Annotated in this window: 19 protein-coding genes, 1 tRNA gene and 1 riboswitch; of the genes, 11 read left to right on the top strand and 9 right to left on the bottom strand. The window is 68.4% G+C overall.

The features are described 5' to 3' along the window. Positions 1–311: 311 nt before the first annotated feature. The 5 genes from OG485_RS17885 (at position 312) to OG485_RS17865 (ending at position 3,838) form a co-directional block, all read left to right on the top strand. Positions 312–1,763 carry an amino acid permease gene (locus OG485_RS17885; RefSeq protein WP_328669350.1) on the top strand — a complete coding sequence of 484 codons (1,452 nt, stop codon included), beginning with the start codon at positions 312–314 and terminating at the stop codon, positions 1,761–1,763. Positions 1,764–1,872: 109 nt separating this feature from the next. Then, positions 1,873–2,295, top strand: coding sequence for a M67 family metallopeptidase (locus tag OG485_RS17880; RefSeq protein WP_328555299.1), 423 nt, complete (start codon positions 1,873–1,875; stop codon positions 2,293–2,295). A gap of 79 nt (positions 2,296–2,374) precedes the next feature. After that, on the top strand, positions 2,375–2,476 hold the full coding sequence (locus OG485_RS17875) for a putative leader peptide (RefSeq protein ID WP_326787503.1): 102 nt from the start codon (positions 2,375–2,377) through the stop codon (positions 2,474–2,476). 115 nt (positions 2,477–2,591) lie between these two features. Next, positions 2,592–2,870 carry a MoaD/ThiS family protein gene (locus tag OG485_RS17870; RefSeq protein WP_328669349.1) on the top strand — a complete coding sequence of 93 codons (279 nt, stop codon included), beginning with the start codon at positions 2,592–2,594 and terminating at the stop codon, positions 2,868–2,870. A gap of 17 nt (positions 2,871–2,887) precedes the next feature. Next, entirely contained in the window at positions 2,888–3,838 is a 951-nt protein-coding gene (locus OG485_RS17865; protein ID WP_328669348.1) for a PLP-dependent cysteine synthase family protein, read from the top strand. A 332-nt stretch (positions 3,839–4,170) separates the two neighbouring features. Here OG485_RS17865 and OG485_RS17860 read toward each other — a convergent pair whose 3' ends face one another. After that, on the bottom strand, positions 4,171–4,641 hold the full coding sequence (locus tag OG485_RS17860) for a type II toxin-antitoxin system PemK/MazF family toxin (protein ID WP_326787506.1): 471 nt from the start codon (positions 4,639–4,641) through the stop codon (positions 4,171–4,173). Positions 4,642–4,891: 250 nt separating this feature from the next. On the opposite strand from OG485_RS17860, the gene OG485_RS17855 reads away from it, so the two are divergent. Beyond that, positions 4,892–5,644 (top strand): MBL fold metallo-hydrolase, encoded by a 753-nt coding sequence (locus OG485_RS17855; RefSeq protein ID WP_328669347.1) that lies wholly within the window; start codon positions 4,892–4,894, stop codon positions 5,642–5,644. A gap of 71 nt (positions 5,645–5,715) precedes the next feature. Here the strand turns inward: OG485_RS17855 and OG485_RS17850 are convergent, their stop codons facing one another. Together OG485_RS17850 and OG485_RS17845 are read right to left on the bottom strand one after the other, a co-directional pair. Beyond that, entirely contained in the window at positions 5,716–6,963 is a 1,248-nt protein-coding gene (locus tag OG485_RS17850) for a PTS transporter subunit EIIC (RefSeq protein WP_328669346.1), read from the bottom strand. Positions 6,964–7,209: 246 nt separating this feature from the next. Continuing rightward, entirely contained in the window at positions 7,210–8,496 is a 1,287-nt protein-coding gene (locus OG485_RS17845) for a PTS transporter subunit EIIC (protein WP_328674526.1), read from the bottom strand. A gap of 173 nt (positions 8,497–8,669) precedes the next feature. Between OG485_RS17845 and OG485_RS17840 the strand changes: the two genes are divergently transcribed. The 4 genes from OG485_RS17840 (at position 8,670) to rdgB (ending at position 11,074) form a co-directional block, all read left to right on the top strand. Next, the gene (locus tag OG485_RS17840; RefSeq protein WP_069920430.1) at positions 8,670–8,903 is read left to right on the top strand and encodes a glucose PTS transporter subunit EIIB; all 234 of its coding nucleotides are present in this window, start codon (positions 8,670–8,672) and stop codon (positions 8,901–8,903) included. A 138-nt stretch (positions 8,904–9,041) separates the two neighbouring features. Further along, positions 9,042–9,788 carry a ribonuclease PH gene (gene rph / locus OG485_RS17835; RefSeq protein WP_328669345.1) on the top strand — a complete coding sequence of 249 codons (747 nt, stop codon included), beginning with the start codon at positions 9,042–9,044 and terminating at the stop codon, positions 9,786–9,788. 146 nt (positions 9,789–9,934) lie between these two features. Further along, positions 9,935–10,333: a hypothetical protein gene (locus OG485_RS17830; RefSeq protein WP_328669344.1), complete on the top strand. Its 399-nt coding sequence runs from the start codon at positions 9,935–9,937 to the stop codon at positions 10,331–10,333. Positions 10,334–10,471: 138 nt separating this feature from the next. After that, the gene (rdgB, locus tag OG485_RS17825; RefSeq protein WP_328669343.1) at positions 10,472–11,074 is read left to right on the top strand and encodes an RdgB/HAM1 family non-canonical purine NTP pyrophosphatase; all 603 of its coding nucleotides are present in this window, start codon (positions 10,472–10,474) and stop codon (positions 11,072–11,074) included. 42 nt (positions 11,075–11,116) lie between these two features. Here rdgB and OG485_RS17820 read toward each other — a convergent pair. The 6 genes from OG485_RS17820 to OG485_RS17795 form a co-directional block, all read right to left on the bottom strand. After that, positions 11,117–11,201 (bottom strand) — tRNA-Leu (locus OG485_RS17820). A gap of 35 nt (positions 11,202–11,236) precedes the next feature. Next, positions 11,237–11,899: an HNH endonuclease gene (locus tag OG485_RS17815; RefSeq protein ID WP_328669342.1), complete on the bottom strand. Its 663-nt coding sequence runs from the start codon at positions 11,897–11,899 to the stop codon at positions 11,237–11,239. Further along, on the bottom strand, positions 11,896–12,549 hold the full coding sequence (locus tag OG485_RS17810; RefSeq protein WP_328669341.1) for an HNH endonuclease signature motif containing protein: 654 nt from the start codon (positions 12,547–12,549) through the stop codon (positions 11,896–11,898). Before OG485_RS17810 ends, OG485_RS17815 begins: the two co-directional genes overlap by 4 nt. 104 nt (positions 12,550–12,653) lie before the next feature. Continuing rightward, positions 12,654–12,974, bottom strand: a complete 321-nt coding sequence (locus tag OG485_RS17805; protein WP_328669340.1) for a DMT family transporter — start codon at positions 12,972–12,974, stop codon at positions 12,654–12,656. A gap of 33 nt (positions 12,975–13,007) precedes the next feature. Continuing rightward, positions 13,008–13,077, bottom strand: a riboswitch (guanidine-III (ykkC-III) riboswitch). A 49-nt stretch (positions 13,078–13,126) separates the two neighbouring features. Beyond that, positions 13,127–13,429, bottom strand: coding sequence for a GroES family chaperonin (locus tag OG485_RS17800; protein ID WP_326790934.1), 303 nt, complete (start codon positions 13,427–13,429; stop codon positions 13,127–13,129). A 104-nt stretch (positions 13,430–13,533) separates the two neighbouring features. Continuing rightward, positions 13,534–13,872, bottom strand: a complete 339-nt coding sequence (locus tag OG485_RS17795; protein ID WP_328452023.1) for a DUF3618 domain-containing protein — start codon at positions 13,870–13,872, stop codon at positions 13,534–13,536. Positions 13,873–14,001: 129 nt separating this feature from the next. Here OG485_RS17795 and bcp point away from each other — a divergent pair, with 129 nt between their 5' ends. Beyond that, a complete protein-coding gene (gene bcp / locus OG485_RS17790; RefSeq protein WP_328669339.1) occupies positions 14,002–14,469 on the top strand; it encodes a thioredoxin-dependent thiol peroxidase in 468 nt (155 codons plus the stop codon). The last annotated feature ends 31 nt before the right edge of the window (positions 14,470–14,500 follow it).

Here is a 14,500-nt window from a genome sequence, read left to right as displayed (position 1 = left end):
TGTGTGTTCGCTCAGAGGACGCTCAAATCCGGATAACGATCATGTCACCGTAACCGCGCCCTTTGGGGCGCGGTTCATCGTTTTGTCCGGTTCTTCCTGTGGTCTGCGCTACACGCGCCGCAACCGATCGACGCCGCCACCGTGATAAATCTTCACGACCGCCCGGCAGGACACCACCCATGTCCCGCCGGGTGCGCCACCGAGCCGGCGGACCGCCGGCCAGGCACAAGCTCCACCTGTCCGGGGGGATCGGAAGCCGATTCGAAGCCGAGGGACTGGCTCGTTCCGGTATGGAGAAAGGCGCACCAGACATGACCTCATCGCAGGTCGACAAGCAGTACGACGGCAGTGAGGCCGTGGGCGGCGACGCCCCCGAAGAGGGGTACGAGCGCGGGCTCGGCAGCCGCCAGGTCCAGATGATCGCGATCGGCGGCGCCATCGGCGTCGGCCTCTTCCTGGGAGCCGGGGCGAACATCGCCAAGGCCGGACCCAGCCTGATCATGATGTACGCCCTCGCGGGCGTGATCATCTTCTTCATCATGCGGGCGCTCGGCGAGCTCCTGCTCTACCGCCCGGTCTCGGGCTCCTTCGCGGAGTACTCCCGCGAGTTCCTCGGCCCGTTCTTCGGCTTCTTCACCGGCTGGACGTACTGGCTGATGTGGGTGGTCACCGGCATGGCCGAGCTCACGGCCGCCGCGATCTACGTCCACTACTGGTTCCCGGCGGTTCACCAATGGGTGACCGCGCTGGTCTTCCTGGTCGTCCTGTTCGTGGCGAACCTGATCTCGGTGAAGCTCTTCGGCGAGATCGAGTTCTGGTTCTCGATGGTCAAGGTCACCGCTCTGCTCGGCATGATCATCATCGGTATCGGCGTTCTGACCTTCGGCTTCAGCTCCGCCGGTGACACCGCCTCCGTCAGCAACCTCTGGCAGTTCGACGGCTTCTTCCCCAACGGCATCGGCTCGTCCCTGATGACCCTCCAGGGCGTCATGTTCGCCTACCTCGCCGTCGAGCTCGTCGGCGTCACCGCGGGTGAGTCCGAGGACCCCGAGAAGACCCTCCCGAAGGCCATCAACACCCTCCCGTGGCGCATCGCCCTCTTCTACGTCGGCGCCCTCACCGTCATCCTCTGCGTCGTGAAGTGGACGGAGTTCGCGCCCAAGGTGAGCCCCTTCGTCGAGGCCTTCGCGAAGATCGGCATCCCTGCCGGCGCGGGCATCGTCAACTTCGTGGTCCTCACCGCCGCCCTGTCCTCCTGCAACTCGGGCATGTACTCCACGGGCCGCATGCTGCGGAACCTCGCCGACAGCGGTGAGGCCCCGAAGGTCTTCAGCAAGCTGTCCTCCACCAAGACGCCCGCACTCGGCATCACCATCTCCGTGCTCTTCATGGGCATCGGCGTGATCCTCAACTACGTCGTCCCCGAGAAGGCCTTCGGCTACGTCACCTCGGTGGCCACCGCGGCCGGCATCTGGACCTGGCTGATGATCCTGGTCAGCCACATCCTCTACCGCCGCGCGGTCGACGCCGGCCGGCTCCCGGCCTCGTCCTTCCCCGCCCCCGGCGGCGCGAAGTGCAGCTACGTCGCGGTCGCGTTCCTGCTCTTCGTCACCGGCCTGATCGCCTACGACGCGGACTCCCGCATCTGCCTGTACGTGATGGCCGTCTGGGCCGCCGTACTGGCCGCCGGCTGGGCGATCCTCAAGGCGCGCAACCCCCAGGCCGCCGAACGCCGCGAGCCGGAACTCGAGAAGGTCGGCTGACCACGCCACGGATGTCCGGCCCCCGGGCCACCGCTCAGGACGTCCGGCATTCGGGCCGTCCCGTACCACGCCTCGGTACGGGACGGCCCTTCTGTCTATCCTGACCAGCATGCTGACCATCACCGAGGCCCTGTTCGACCAGATCGTCGCCCACGCACGCCAGGACCACCCCGACGAGGCGTGCGGCGTCGTCGCGGGACCCGCGGGCACCGGCCGCCCCGAGCGCTTCATCCCGATGCTCAACGCCGCGCGCTCGCCCACGTTCTACGAGTTCGACTCCGGCGATCTGCTCAAGCTCTACCGCGAGATGGACGACCGCGACGAGGAGCCCGTCGTCATCTACCACTCGCACACCGCGACCGAGGCCTACCCCTCCCGCACCGACCTCGCGTACGCGAACGAGCCCGGCGCGCACTACGTCCTGGTCTCCACGGCGGACACCGACGACGCCGGTCCCTTCCAGTTCCGCTCGTACCGGATCGTGGAGGGTGAGGTCACGGAGGAGGAGGTCAAGGTCGTGGAGAGCTACTGATCTCACCCATCGACCAAAAAGCGTCCGGAATGCGAGATCACACTCCGGGGCCGGTACCGGGAATCGATACGATGAGCCCATGGTTCTGAACGACGTGAGCGACAAGACGCCGGGCATGCTGCTCGTCGCGCGGCTGCACGTCGACCTGTGCAGGCTGCAGAGCGCCATCTGTACGCGCTGACCCGCCGCCGCGCACGGCCGGAGAGCCGCGGCTCCGCAACCGGCGCACCCCCTGCCCTGCCCGCGCTGCCGCGCGTCGTCCGACCTGACTTTCCTTCCGACAGGAGCCCGCAACCATGGCCATCGAGGTCCGCATCCCCACCATCCTCCGCACCTACACCGACGGCAAGAAGGCCGTCGAGGGCGGCGGGGCGACCCTTGCCGAGCTGTTCACCGACCTCGACACCCGTCACGCGGGCATCCGGGCCCGGATCGTGGACGGCGGCGAACTGCGCCGCTTCGTCAACGTCTACCTCAACGACGAGGACGTCCGCTTCCTCGACGGCATCAACACCAAGCTGACCGACGGCGACAGCATCACCATCCTGCCGGCCGTCGCCGGCGGCATGGTCTGATCGGACCCTGGCCACCCATGCGCTACGACTCCCCGCTCGCCGCGGTGGGCAACACCCCTCTGGTGCGCCTGCCGCGGCTGTCGCCGTCCGCGGACGTCCGTATCTGGGCGAAGCTGGAGGACCGCAACCCGACCGGCTCCGTCAAGGACCGGCCGGCCCTCCACATGATCGAGCAGGCGGAGAAGGACGGCCGTCTGACGCCGGGCTGCACGATCCTGGAGCCGACCAGCGGCAACACCGGCATCTCCCTGGCGATGGCGGCCAAGCTCAAGGGCTACCGCATGGTCTGCGTGATGCCCGAGAACACCTCACAGGAACGCCGTGACCTGCTCGGCATGTGGGGCGCCGAGATCATCCCCAGCCCGGCCGCCGGCGGCTCCAACACCGCCGTCCGCCTCGCCAAGGAACTCTCCGCGCAGCACCCGGACTGGGTGATGCTCTACCAGTACGGCAACCCGGACAACGCCGGCGCCCACTACGCCACGACGGGCCCCGAGATCCTCGCCGACCTCCCGTCCATCACCCACTTCGTGGCGGGACTCGGCACCACCGGCACCCTCATGGGCGTCGGCCGCTTCCTGCGCGAACACAAGCCGGACGTCAAGATCGTCGCCGCGGAGCCGCGCTACGACGACCTGGTCTACGGGCTCAGGAACCTGGACGAGGGCTTCGTACCGGAGCTGTACGACGCCTCCGTCCTCACCACCCGCTTCTCCGTGGGCTCCGCGGACGCGGTCACCCGCACCCGGGAACTCCTCCAGCAGGAGGGCATCTTCGCGGGCGTCTCCACCGGAGCCGCGCTGCACGCAGCGATCGGCGTCGGCAACAAGGCCGTCAAGGCCGGAGAGCCGGCCGACATCGCCTTCGTGGTCGCGGACGGCGGCTGGAAGTACCTGTCCACCGGCGTCTACACGGCGGCCACGACGGAAGAGGCCATCGAGACACTCCAGGGCCAGCTCTGGGCGTAGGGCCTGTCTGACAATTCCCGTCTGCCCGGCGACGCCATGCACGCCCTCTCGCCGCACCGGCCCCAGACCCGAGTACGTCCAGTACGCAGGTCTGGGGCCGGCACGCCGAGAGCACGCTCCCCCGAGCTCTCGGCTTCGCTCGAGCAGGGGGGACCCCCATGACGCCGCCGGGCCGCCCTTCGGGCGACGACGCGAATTGTCAGACAGGCCCTAGCCCGGACACGGCACCCGCCGTACCGGCCGCACCAGCCGCGACGAAGGGCGCGGGGACCGATCGACGGTCCCCGCGCCCTTCCGCGTTCTCGCGTTCTCCACCCGGGCGGGAGAGCGGCTCAGCGGGCCAGGTAACGGACCTGGTCCCACAGCACCGGATCCACCACACCGACCCGGCGCCGGAAGTCGCCCACCGGCACCTCGCGCAATTCGTCCGTCTCCAGGAAGCTCGGCCGCCCCTGAGTGTCACCCACGGTCCCCGGGGGCAGCGGGATCACCCCGGGCCGCTCGTCGTGGTACTTGCTGGTGATCTTCGCGACGGTCACCCGCTTCCCGCGCACCACCAGCACCAGACACGGCCGGTCCTTGGCCCCCGGCCCGTCCTCGTAGGGGACGTTCGCCCACCAGATCTCAGCCGCCCGCGGCGCCTGCCCCTCGCGCCGCGGTCCGCCCCGGCGCGGCCCGCCCCGGCCCGGCGGACGCGTCCGCCCGGCCGGCCGGCGCCCGCGGCGCCCCCAGCCGTCCACCAGCGTCACGACCAGCGCGAGCAGCACCACCGCCGCCAACGCGAGCCACCAGGACGTGTCCACAGCAAAGAAGGTACCGGCGCGCGCGTGACCGCGCCCGCCCTGGGACGACCCCGGTGTCCGACAGGCTGTCCGAACTGATCCAAACACCACTCCTCAGGTCCATCCGAACCGGTGACAGCACAGGTGAGTTCGCCCACAACGGCCCCTGGCGGAGGAGCGACCCGTCCTTTTGCGCCTTACGCTCGACGGACCGCACGACCCCCGTCCTCCCCGTTTCCAGCTGTTACCCGCCAGCGGAGGTTTCTGCTCTATGAAGCTCACCGTCGTCGGCTGCTCGGGGTCGTTCCCGTCCGCGGAATCGGCCTGCTCGAGCTACCTCCTAGAGGCCGACGGCTTCCGGCTGCTTCTCGACATGGGCAACGGTGCCCTGGGCGAGCTGCAGCGCCATTGCGGTCTCTACGACCTCGACGCGATCTTCCTGAGCCATCTGCACGCCGACCACTGCATCGACATGTGCGCCTACTTCGTCGCGCGCTACTACCGGCACGACGGCGGCCGCTGCGACCCGCTCCCGGTCTACGGCCCCGAAGGCACCGAGCACCGGCTCACCACGGCCTACGCCGACACCCCCAGCGCCTCGTCCATGAGCGAGGTCTTCGACTTCCACACGGTCAAGCCGTCCACGTTCGAGGTCGGCCCCTTCACCGTGCACACCGAACGGGTGGCGCACCCGGTGGAGGCGTACGGCATCCGGGTGGAGCACGGCGGACGCTCGTTGACGTACTCCGGTGACACGGGGGTGACCGAGGCCCTGGACGAACTCGCGCGCGACACGGACCTGTTCCTGTGCGAGGCCGCGTTCACCCACGGCAAGGAGAACATCCCCGGCCTCCACCTCAACGGTCTGGAGGCCGGCGAGACCGCCGCCCGCGCGGGCGTCCGCCGCCTCGTCCTCACCCACATCCCCCCGTGGACGGACGCCGACACCAACCTGACGGACGCCCGCTCGGCGTACCAGGGCCCGGTGGATCTGGCGGTACCGGGGGCGACGTACGAGATCTGACGGCTTCAGCGTGCACGAAGGCCCCCGGAACCAGGCGGTTCCGGGGGCCTTCGGCCGTAAGGAAGGACGACTCACGCCTTCGTGAGGTCCTCGACCTCCTCCTCGGGCTCACGGCCCGGGGTGGGGAGGTTGAACTTGGTGATCGCGAAGCGGAAGACCACGTAGTAGACCGCCGCGAAGACCAGACCGATCGGGATGATCATCCAGGGCTTGGTGGCCAGGTTCCAGTTGAGCGCGTAGTCGATGAAGCCCGCGGAGAACGTGAAGCCCGCGTGGACGCCGAGCGCCCAGGTGACCGCCAGGGCCAGGGCGGTCAGCACCGCGTGGATCACGTACAGGAGCGGGGCGATGAACATGAACGAGAACTCGATCGGCTCGGTCACACCCGTCACGAACGAGGTCAGCGCCAGCGAGATCATCATGCCCATCACGGCCTTGCGGCGCTCGGGGCGGGCGGAGTGCGCGATGGCGATCGCGGCGGCCGGCAGGCCGAACATCATGATGGGGAAGAAGCCCGACATGAACATTCCGGCGCTCGGGTCACCGGCGAAGAACCGGTTGAGGTCACCGTGGACGACCACGCCCGCGGAGTCCTTGAAGTCGCCGATCTGGAACCAGGACACGGCGTTCACGAACTGGTGCATGCCGACCGGGATGAGCGCGCGGTTGATGAGACCGAACAGGCCGGCGCCGACCGTGCCGAGACCGGTGATCCACTCGCCGAAGTTGGCGATGCCGTCACCGATCGGCTCCCACACCAGGCCGAAGAAGACGCCCATGGCGGTGCCGACGAAGGCCATGATGATCGGCACCAGGCGGCGGCCGTTGAAGAAGCCGAGCCAGTCCACCAGCTTCTTGCGGTGGTAGCGCTGCCACAGCACGGCGGACAGCAGGCCCATGATGATGCCGCCGAGGACACCGGGGTTGTTGTAGGTCGCCGCTATGTCCGCGCCCGCCTGGACCTTCGCCTCGGTGACGGGGAACGCCTTGAGGACGTTGCTGTAGACGAGGAAGCCGACCAGGGCCGCGAGCGCGGTGGAGCCGTCCGCCTTCTTGGCGAAGCCGATCGCCACACCGATACAGAACAGCATCGGCAGGTTGTCGAAGATCGCACCGCCCGCGGTGGCGAACACCTCCGTGACCTTGTCGGGCAGGTGCAGCTTCTGTGCGATGTCCGGTACTCCCAGTCGCAGCAGGATGCCCGCCGCCGGAAGCACGGCGATCGGCAGCTGCAGGCTGCGGCCGACCTTCTGCAGGCCCTGGAACAGGCCGGATCCCCGCTTCTTCGCGGGTGCCGCCGAGACGGTGGCGGTGCTCATAGTTCCTCCATGCGCCGGGCGCTGCCGGGGGACGGGAAAGGGTGTGACAGGGGTCGGCAGCGACCATGTGGTCTACACCACCAGTGGTGTAGACCTGTTTCTAGCACGGTGAAGGCCAGATAAGGAACCCACGAATTTTGTGGCCTGGGCCATAACAGGAAGAGACGATTCCGTTCATGGCGAAGGCCCCCGGACCGGCTGGTCCAGGGGCCTTTCGATGCACAGGGCTTGCGGCCCGGCGGGGAGCTAGGCCTTCGTCGTGTCCTCGACGTCCTCCTCCGGCTCCCGCCCCGGAGTCTTCAGATCGAACTTCGTGATCACGAACCGGAAGATCGCGTAGTACACCGCGCCGAAGCACAGCCCGATCGGAATGATCAGCCACGGCTTCGTCGCCAGGTTCCAGTTGATGACGTAGTCGATCAGACCCGCGGAGAAACTGAAGCCGTCGTGCACACCGAGCCCCCATGTCACCGCCATGGAAACGCCGGTGAGCACGGCGTGCGTCACGTAGAGCAGCGGCGCGATGAACATGAACGAGTACTCGATCGGCTCGGTGATGCCCGTGACGAACGACGTCAGCGCCACCGACAGCATCAGACCGCCGATCTCCTTGCGCCGATGCGGCTTCGCGGTGTGCGTCATCGCGAGCGCGGCCGCCGGCAGCGCGAACATCATGATCGGGAAGAAGCCCGTGAGGAACTGCCCCGCGTCCGGGTCGCCCGCCAGGAACATGTTGATGTCACCGTGCACGACCTGGCCGTCGGGCTTGGTGAAACTGCCGAACTGGAACCAGATGGGCACGTTCAGGAACTGGTGCAGACCGATCACCAGCAGAGCCCGGTTCGCCAGACCGAACACACCCGAACCCCACGCCCCCAGCCCGACCAGCCAGTCGCTGAAGTTCTCCAGCCCGTCACCGATCGGCGGCCACACCCACAGGCACAGCGAGGCGAACCCCATGGCCACGAACGCCATGATGATCGGCACCAGACGGCGCCCGTTGAAGAAGCCGAGCCAGTCCACCAGCTTCGTCCGGTGGTAGCGCGCCCAGAAGTACGCCGACATCAGCCCGATGGCGATACCGCCGAACACCCCGGGGTTCTGGTACGTGAACTCGACGACCGAGCTGTCCTCCAGCTGGCAGCCCAGCTTGATCTGGATGCTCCCGCCCGGGCAGGTCTCCGGGAACGCGCGCAGCACGTTGTAGTACACGAGGAAACCCACGACCGCCGCCAAGGCCGTCGAGCCGTCCGCCTTCTTCGCCATGCCGATGGCCACGCCGACACAGAACAGCATCGGCAGCCCGAGGTTGCCGTCCAGCAGCGCGCCACCCGCCGCACCGATCACCTTCGACAGGTTGTCCCAGCCGAGCCCGTCCGCACCGAACACATCCGGCTGCCCGAGCCGGTTCAAAATGCCCGCGGCCGGCAGCACGGCGATCGGCAACTGCAGGCTGCGGCCCATCTTCTGCAGCCCCTGGAACGCCTTGTGCCACCGGGCACGCGCTGGAGACACATCGCTTACGGCACTCATGGGCGTCCTCCGGGCGGGCCGGTTTGGCGACTGCCCGCCGACTGGTGTAGACCAGTCGGCGACGAGCCGCCCTGTCGTGATCGCCATCCTTCGGCACCCACGGCATGACCGCTCGCGAAGATGGGCCAACTGTGGGTTACTGCGACAAAGCGGTTCTGATCAGGGAGTAGGACATGGCCACCAAGGCTGAGAAGATCGTCGCCGGGCTCGGCGGCATCGACAACATCGAAGAGGTCGAAGGCTGCATCACCCGCCTGCGCACCGAGGTCCATGACGCCTCACTCGTCGACGAGGCCGCCCTGAAGGCCGCAGGCGCCCACGGCGTCGTCAAGATGGGCACCGCCATCCAGGTCGTCATCGGAACCGACGCGGACCCCATCGCCGGCGAGATCGAAGACATGATGTGACCGACAGGACCCACTGAAGCCACCCCGGCCCCCGAGCGGGCCCCACACCGCTTCAGGAGCCGCACCGGCTCACCCGTGAGGGGCTGATTCCGCCACCGGCGGGCAGCCCCTCACGCCTGTGCGGATAGGCTCGACGCCATGTCTCGAATCGACGGCCGCACCCCCGAACAGCTGCGCCCCATCACCATCCAGCGTGGCTGGAGCAAGCATGCCGAGGGCTCCGTCCTCGTATCCTTCGGCGACACCAAGGTCTTCTGCACGGCCTCCGTCACCGAAGGCGTCCCCCGCTGGCGCAAGGGCAGCGGCGAGGGCTGGGTCACCGCCGAATACTCCATGCTCCCCCGCGCCACCAACACCCGCGGCGACCGCGAATCCGTCCGCGGCAAGATCGGCGGCCGCACCCACGAGATCAGCCGCCTCATCGGCCGCTCGCTGCGCGCCGTCATCGACTACAAGGCGCTCGGCGAGAACACCATCGTCCTCGACTGCGACGTCCTCCAGGCCGACGGCGGCACCCGCACCGCGGCCATCACCGGCGCGTACGTCGCCCTCGCCGACGCCGTCACCTGGGCCCAGGGCAAGAAGCTCATCAAGCCCGGCCGCAAGCCGCTCACCGGCACCGTCTCCGCCGTCTCCGTCGGCATCGTCGGCGGCGTCCCCCTCCTCGACCTCCGCTACGAGGAGGACGTCAAGGCCGACACCGACATGAACGTCGTGTGCACCGGCGACGGCCGCTTCGTCGAGATCCAGGGCACCGCCGAGGCCGAGCCGTTCGACCGCAAGGAACTCAACGCCCTGCTGGACCTCGCCGTCGCGGGCTGCGACGAACTCGCCGCCATCCAGCGCGCGGCACTCGAATCGGCCTCAGAGGCAACCGCCGGTTAACCCTTGGCGTTCTTATGGGTACGGGCGTACGGTCCAGCCGTGCGCCCGCCGGCCCCTTCGGGCGGATCGGGCCGACCGCACAGCGGACCGGTGCGATGCGGTCGGTGCGGCCGCACCACACCAAGTCCACGGGGAGGGACCGTTCCATGGCCGCGCGCCACCGCAATCGCCGCCGTACCACCGCATTCGCCGTCGTCGCCGCACTCGTCGTCCTGCCGGCGGTGGTCGGCTGCGACGCCGTCAGCAAGGCGCTCGACTGCGTGCAGACCGCCGACTCGATAGCCGACAGCGTCACCGACCTCCAGCAGGCCGTCGAGAACGCGGCGAACGACCCGACGCAGACCGACGCGTCCCTCAACGCCATCGAGAACAACCTCGACAAGATCGGCGACAAGACCGACAACGCCGACATCAACAAGGCGGTCGACGAGCTGAACAAGGCCGTCGCCAACGTCCGCACGGCCGTCAAGAACGGCGACACCACCCCCGACATCACGCCCGTCACGGCCGCGGCGGGCGAACTGACGAAGGTGTGCACGCCGTAGCGGACGCGGGCCGGGGTGCGGGCAGGGTACGAAACCGGCCCGGAGGCGGGCTGCGGGGCCGTCAGGAACTGGCCCGGACGCTGGGCTGCCGGGCCGTCAGGAACCCGCCCGGGACCGGACTCGGAGATACTGGCGACCATGACCCGCCTGATCCTCGCCACCCGCAACGCCGGAAAGCTCACCGAGTTGAAGGCGATCCTCGCCGACGCAGGGCTCACCCATGACCTCGTCGGCGCGGACGCCTACCCCGACATCCCCGACGTCAAGGAAACCGGCGTCACCTTCGCCGAGAACGCCCTGCTGAAGGCCCACGCCCTCGCCCAGGCCACCGGCCTGCCCGCCGTCGCCGACGACTCGGGCCTGTGCGTCGACGTCCTCAACGGCGCCCCCGGCATCTTCTCCGCCCGCTGGGCCGGCCGCCACGGCGACGACCGGGCCAACCTGGACCTGCTCCTCGCCCAGCTCTCCGACATCGACGCCCCGCACCGGGGCGCCCACTTCGCCTGCGCGGCGGCCCTGGCCCTTCCGGACGGCACGGAACGCGTCGTCGAGGGCCAACTGCTCGGCACCCTCCGCCACACCCCCGCCGGCACGAACGGCTTCGGCTACGACCCGATCCTCCAGCCCGAGGGCGAGTCCCGTACGTGCGCCGAACTGTCGGCCGAGGAAAAGAACGCGATCAGCCACAGGGGGAAGGCGTTCCGCGCACTGGTACCGGTGGTGCGGGAGCTGCTGGGCTGAGATGCGGAGAGGGGCCGCCTTGCAGGGCGGCCCCTCTGCGTGTGCGGCCGGTGGGACTCGAACCCACACGGGCTTTCGCCCACGGGCTCCTAAGGCCCGCGCGTGCTGCCAATTTCGCCACGGCCGCGTACGTCGCCATGCTACCGGTCCCGTGGTGGTCGCCTATCTGGTTTGTCGGCGACCTCCTCGGCACCAGGTGCTGGTGATCGCGTGGCAGTTGGGGCACAGCAACCGCAGGTTCTCGCGCCGGTCGTCGCTCCAGTCGCCGTTGATGTGGTCGATCTCCAGTGTCATCGGCTCGCCAAGCCACTCAGGGCCGGTCCCGCACTCGGCGCATTCTTCTGATACGCCGATTTCGCGGAGCGCTCGGCGCAGCAATGCCGTCCGCGTGCGACGTTTGCCGCTCTGCTTGACGAGCACATCCGCCGGTCGCTTCAGAGGCGTCGGGCCGGGTTTCCCGCGTTGATGCGCCTGTCCCAGGAAGTGCGAGGTGTCGATGCCATAAGCGGCGGTCAACTGGGGGATCAGCGTGCGCAGCCGTGAGTTGTCCGGTCGCCCCAGTAGACGGAGAACTCCCGCAATGGAAAGGGACTGCGCGACTGCTTCCCGCAACTCGCTCTCGCCAGGCAGACTCTGGGGCCCGTGGCGCCTCGGGCGGGGGAAGTGCGAGATGTCGATTTCGAAATGCTCGAAGCGCCTATAGAGGTGCCGACGGAGATTTTCGTATGGCTGGGTGCCGAAGAAGGCGATGACCTCATCGATGTCGGAGCACTGTTCGGCGGCTTGCGTCAACCGCTCGCGGGTGTACTGCACACTGCTGCTCATGAGGTGCCGTCCACGGCGCGCCCCTTGGCGCGACCTCGGTAACTGTCCGTTGTCGAGTGGCAGTTGGGGCAGAGGAACCGGAGGTTCTTGATGCGGTTGTCGCGCCAGTTGCCATCGATGTGGTCGACCTCCAGGGGGAGTGGGTGACCTTGCCAGGTCGCCTCCACGCCACAGCGTGCGCAACGCTCGGGCATGCCCAGACTTGTCATCGCCCGTTTGAGCAGGTTGCTCGGGACGCGTCGGGCACGCCCAGCAGGTTGCTCCACGAGCAAGTCCTCCGGGGTCCGAGGCCGTTTGGTCCTCCCGCGCTGGTTCGGCACCTGGAAATGCGAGGTGTCGATGCTGTACGCGTCGACTCGGCGGCTGATGTGCGTGTGGTGCCCACCGACGACCTCAAGCCCCAGATGGCGTAGCACTTCACACATGTTCGTCGAGGCCGCAACAGCTGCTGCGAGAACATCCCTCGTCCATCGCACCCCTTCGCGTTCGAAGTGAGCGACGTCCACACCCAGCTTCTTCATGCGCCCGCGCAGGTACCGCCGTGTGGGACTCTTCGGATCCACACCGAGTTTCGTCAATGCCTCCGACAGCGTTCGCGACGTCCGAGCCGCCTCCGCCAGGCGCTCCTTGGTGTACGGACTGACCGGCATTGCCCCTCCGTTCCCGATCGCACGTTCGCGACCTCGTACGGGCTAACGAACCGTTTATCGGACGGTTACGCCCGGTGAGGGGGTGGGTCTGGTTCCGGGTGGGGTCAGTGGCCCGACGTGGCCTTCAGGCCCACCACCGACACCAGGAGCAGGCAGACGAAGAAGATGCGGGCGGCTGTCGCCGGTTCGCCGAGGACGGCCATGCCGAGGACTGCCGCGCCGGCCGCGCCGATGCCGACCCAGACGCCGTACGCGGTGCCGATCGGGAGCGACTTGGCCGCCTGTGACAGCAGGAGCATGCTGGCGACGATGCCCGCGGCCGTCAGGACGCTGGGGACCGGGCGGGTGAAGCCGTCGGTGTACTTCATTCCGATCGACCAGCCGACTTCGAGCAGTCCGGCGACGATCAGCAGGACCCAGGCCATGGGAGGTACCTCCGGGAGACGACGGCGTTGCGGGCTGCGTCGTCTTTGCTGAGCCCGGTACGGCGCATCTCGTCGGGGTCCCTCCACCGTAGCAAGGAACGGCGAAAGGGGCCGGTGACCATGGTCACCGGCCCCTTCGGGGTGCGTATGCCCTACAAGTAAAGGCCGGTCGAGTCCTCGGACCCCTCGAAGCGGTCCGCGGCCACGGCGTGCAGATCCCGCTCGCGCATCAGCACGTACGCGGTCCCGCGCACCTCGACCTCGGCCCGGTCCTCGGGGTCGTACAGGACCCGGTCGCCGGGCTCCACCGTACGGACGTTCTGCCCGACCGCGACGACGTCGGCCCAGGCGAGACGGCGGCCGACGGCCGCCGTCGCGGGGATCAGGATGCCGCCGCCGGAGCGCCGCTCGCCCTCGGCGGCGTCCTGCCGTACCAGCACGCGGTCGTGCAGCATCCGGATGGGCAGCTTGTCGTCATGGGTGCTGTGCGTTTCACGGTTGGCGCTCACGCCCTGAACCTACCTGTCCCGGCCGGTTTCGTACGCGGGTGGGTCGCCGGTCAGCGCTTGCGGCGTCGCGAGCCCACGACGAGCAGCCCGACGAGTCCCACGGCGACCAGAGCCACCGGCACGATGCGCTCCAGCCGGGGCGCGCCGTCCTCCGTCACGAACTGGCCCTTCACATCGCCGACGACGCGGTTGACGCCGACATAGGCGCGCCCCAGGGTGTGGTCGATGTTCGAGGCGACCTTCGCCTTGGCGTCTCCGACGATCGTCTTCGGGTGCACCCGTACGCCGATCTCGTCGAGCGTGTCGGCGAGCGTTGTGCGGCGGTGCTTGATGTCCGCCTCGATCTGCGCCGGAGTCCTGGTATCCGGCGTTCTCGACGTATCCGACACCGCGCTGCCTCCGTGGTCGTGTTGTGACTCCCTGATTCGGACAGTCTGTCAGTTCGTACCGGACCGCACCCCTCGGCACCCCCCATTACGCTCGTTCCGTATCCATTCCACCGGCCACGTGAGGTTCCGATGAGCGAGCGACTCCAGCCCGGCGACACCGCCCCCGCCTTCACCCTGCCCGACGCCGACGGCAACGAGGTCTCCCTCGCCGATCACAAGGGCCGCAAGGTCATCGTCTACTTCTACCCGGCCGCGCTCACTCCAGGCTGCACGAAGCAGGCCTGCGACTTCACGGACAACCTGGACCTGCTGGCGGGCGCCGGTTACGACGTGATCGGTGTCTCCCCGGACAAGCCCGAGAAGCTCGCCAAGTTCCGTGAGAAGGAGTCCCTGAAGGTCACGCTGGTCGGGGACCCCGACAAGACGGTCCTGGAGGCGTACGGGGCCTTCGGCGAGAAGAAGCTGTACGGCAAGACGGTCGTCGGTGTCATCCGCTCCACGGTGGTCGTGGACGAGGAGGGCAAGGTCGAGCGGGCGCTGTACAACGTGAAGGCGACCGGGCACGTGGCGAAGATGATCAAGGACCTGGGGATCTGAGTTCCGGATCGGCCCGCCGGGCGACCGGCGG

It is taken from the genome of Streptomyces sp. NBC_00328 (assembly GCF_036139655.1).
In the GTDB taxonomy this organism is placed as follows: domain Bacteria; phylum Actinomycetota; class Actinomycetes; order Streptomycetales; family Streptomycetaceae; genus Streptomyces.
The sequence above is the reverse complement of the archived record's forward strand: the minus strand, read 5'-3'. Positions and strand labels throughout refer to the sequence as shown.

Excerpts from the sequence above, each read along its gene's own strand:
- OG485_RS17805 (WP_328669340.1), bottom strand. The coding sequence starts at position 12,974 with ATGGCCTGGGTCCTGCTGATCGTCGCCGGACTGCTCGAAGTCGGCTGG.
- OG485_RS17840 (WP_069920430.1), top strand. The coding sequence starts at position 8,670 with ATGGCCACCAAGGCTGAGAAGATCGTCGCCGGGCTCGGCGGCATCGAC.
- OG485_RS17845 (WP_328674526.1), bottom strand. The coding sequence starts at position 8,496 with ATGAGTGCCGTAAGCGATGTGTCTCCAGCGCGTGCCCGGTGGCACAAG.
- bcp (WP_328669339.1), top strand. The coding sequence starts at position 14,002 with ATGAGCGAGCGACTCCAGCCCGGCGACACCGCCCCCGCCTTCACCCTG.
- OG485_RS17855 (WP_328669347.1), top strand. The coding sequence starts at position 4,892 with ATGAAGCTCACCGTCGTCGGCTGCTCGGGGTCGTTCCCGTCCGCGGAA.
- OG485_RS17865 (WP_328669348.1), top strand. The coding sequence starts at position 2,888 with ATGCGCTACGACTCCCCGCTCGCCGCGGTGGGCAACACCCCTCTGGTG.
- OG485_RS17880 (WP_328555299.1), top strand. The coding sequence starts at position 1,873 with ATGCTGACCATCACCGAGGCCCTGTTCGACCAGATCGTCGCCCACGCA.
- OG485_RS17885 (WP_328669350.1), top strand. The coding sequence starts at position 312 with ATGACCTCATCGCAGGTCGACAAGCAGTACGACGGCAGTGAGGCCGTG.
- OG485_RS17850 (WP_328669346.1), bottom strand. The coding sequence starts at position 6,963 with ATGAGCACCGCCACCGTCTCGGCGGCACCCGCGAAGAAGCGGGGATCC.
- OG485_RS17875 (WP_326787503.1), top strand. The coding sequence starts at position 2,375 with ATGGTTCTGAACGACGTGAGCGACAAGACGCCGGGCATGCTGCTCGTC.
- OG485_RS17815 (WP_328669342.1), bottom strand. The coding sequence starts at position 11,899 with ATGAGCAGCAGTGTGCAGTACACCCGCGAGCGGTTGACGCAAGCCGCC.
- OG485_RS17830 (WP_328669344.1), top strand. The coding sequence starts at position 9,935 with ATGGCCGCGCGCCACCGCAATCGCCGCCGTACCACCGCATTCGCCGTC.
- OG485_RS17870 (WP_328669349.1), top strand. The coding sequence starts at position 2,592 with ATGGCCATCGAGGTCCGCATCCCCACCATCCTCCGCACCTACACCGAC.
- OG485_RS17810 (WP_328669341.1), bottom strand. The coding sequence starts at position 12,549 with ATGCCGGTCAGTCCGTACACCAAGGAGCGCCTGGCGGAGGCGGCTCGG.
- OG485_RS17800 (WP_326790934.1), bottom strand. The coding sequence starts at position 13,429 with ATGCTGCACGACCGCGTGCTGGTACGGCAGGACGCCGCCGAGGGCGAG.
- rph (WP_328669345.1), top strand. The coding sequence starts at position 9,042 with ATGTCTCGAATCGACGGCCGCACCCCCGAACAGCTGCGCCCCATCACC.
- rdgB (WP_328669343.1), top strand. The coding sequence starts at position 10,472 with ATGACCCGCCTGATCCTCGCCACCCGCAACGCCGGAAAGCTCACCGAG.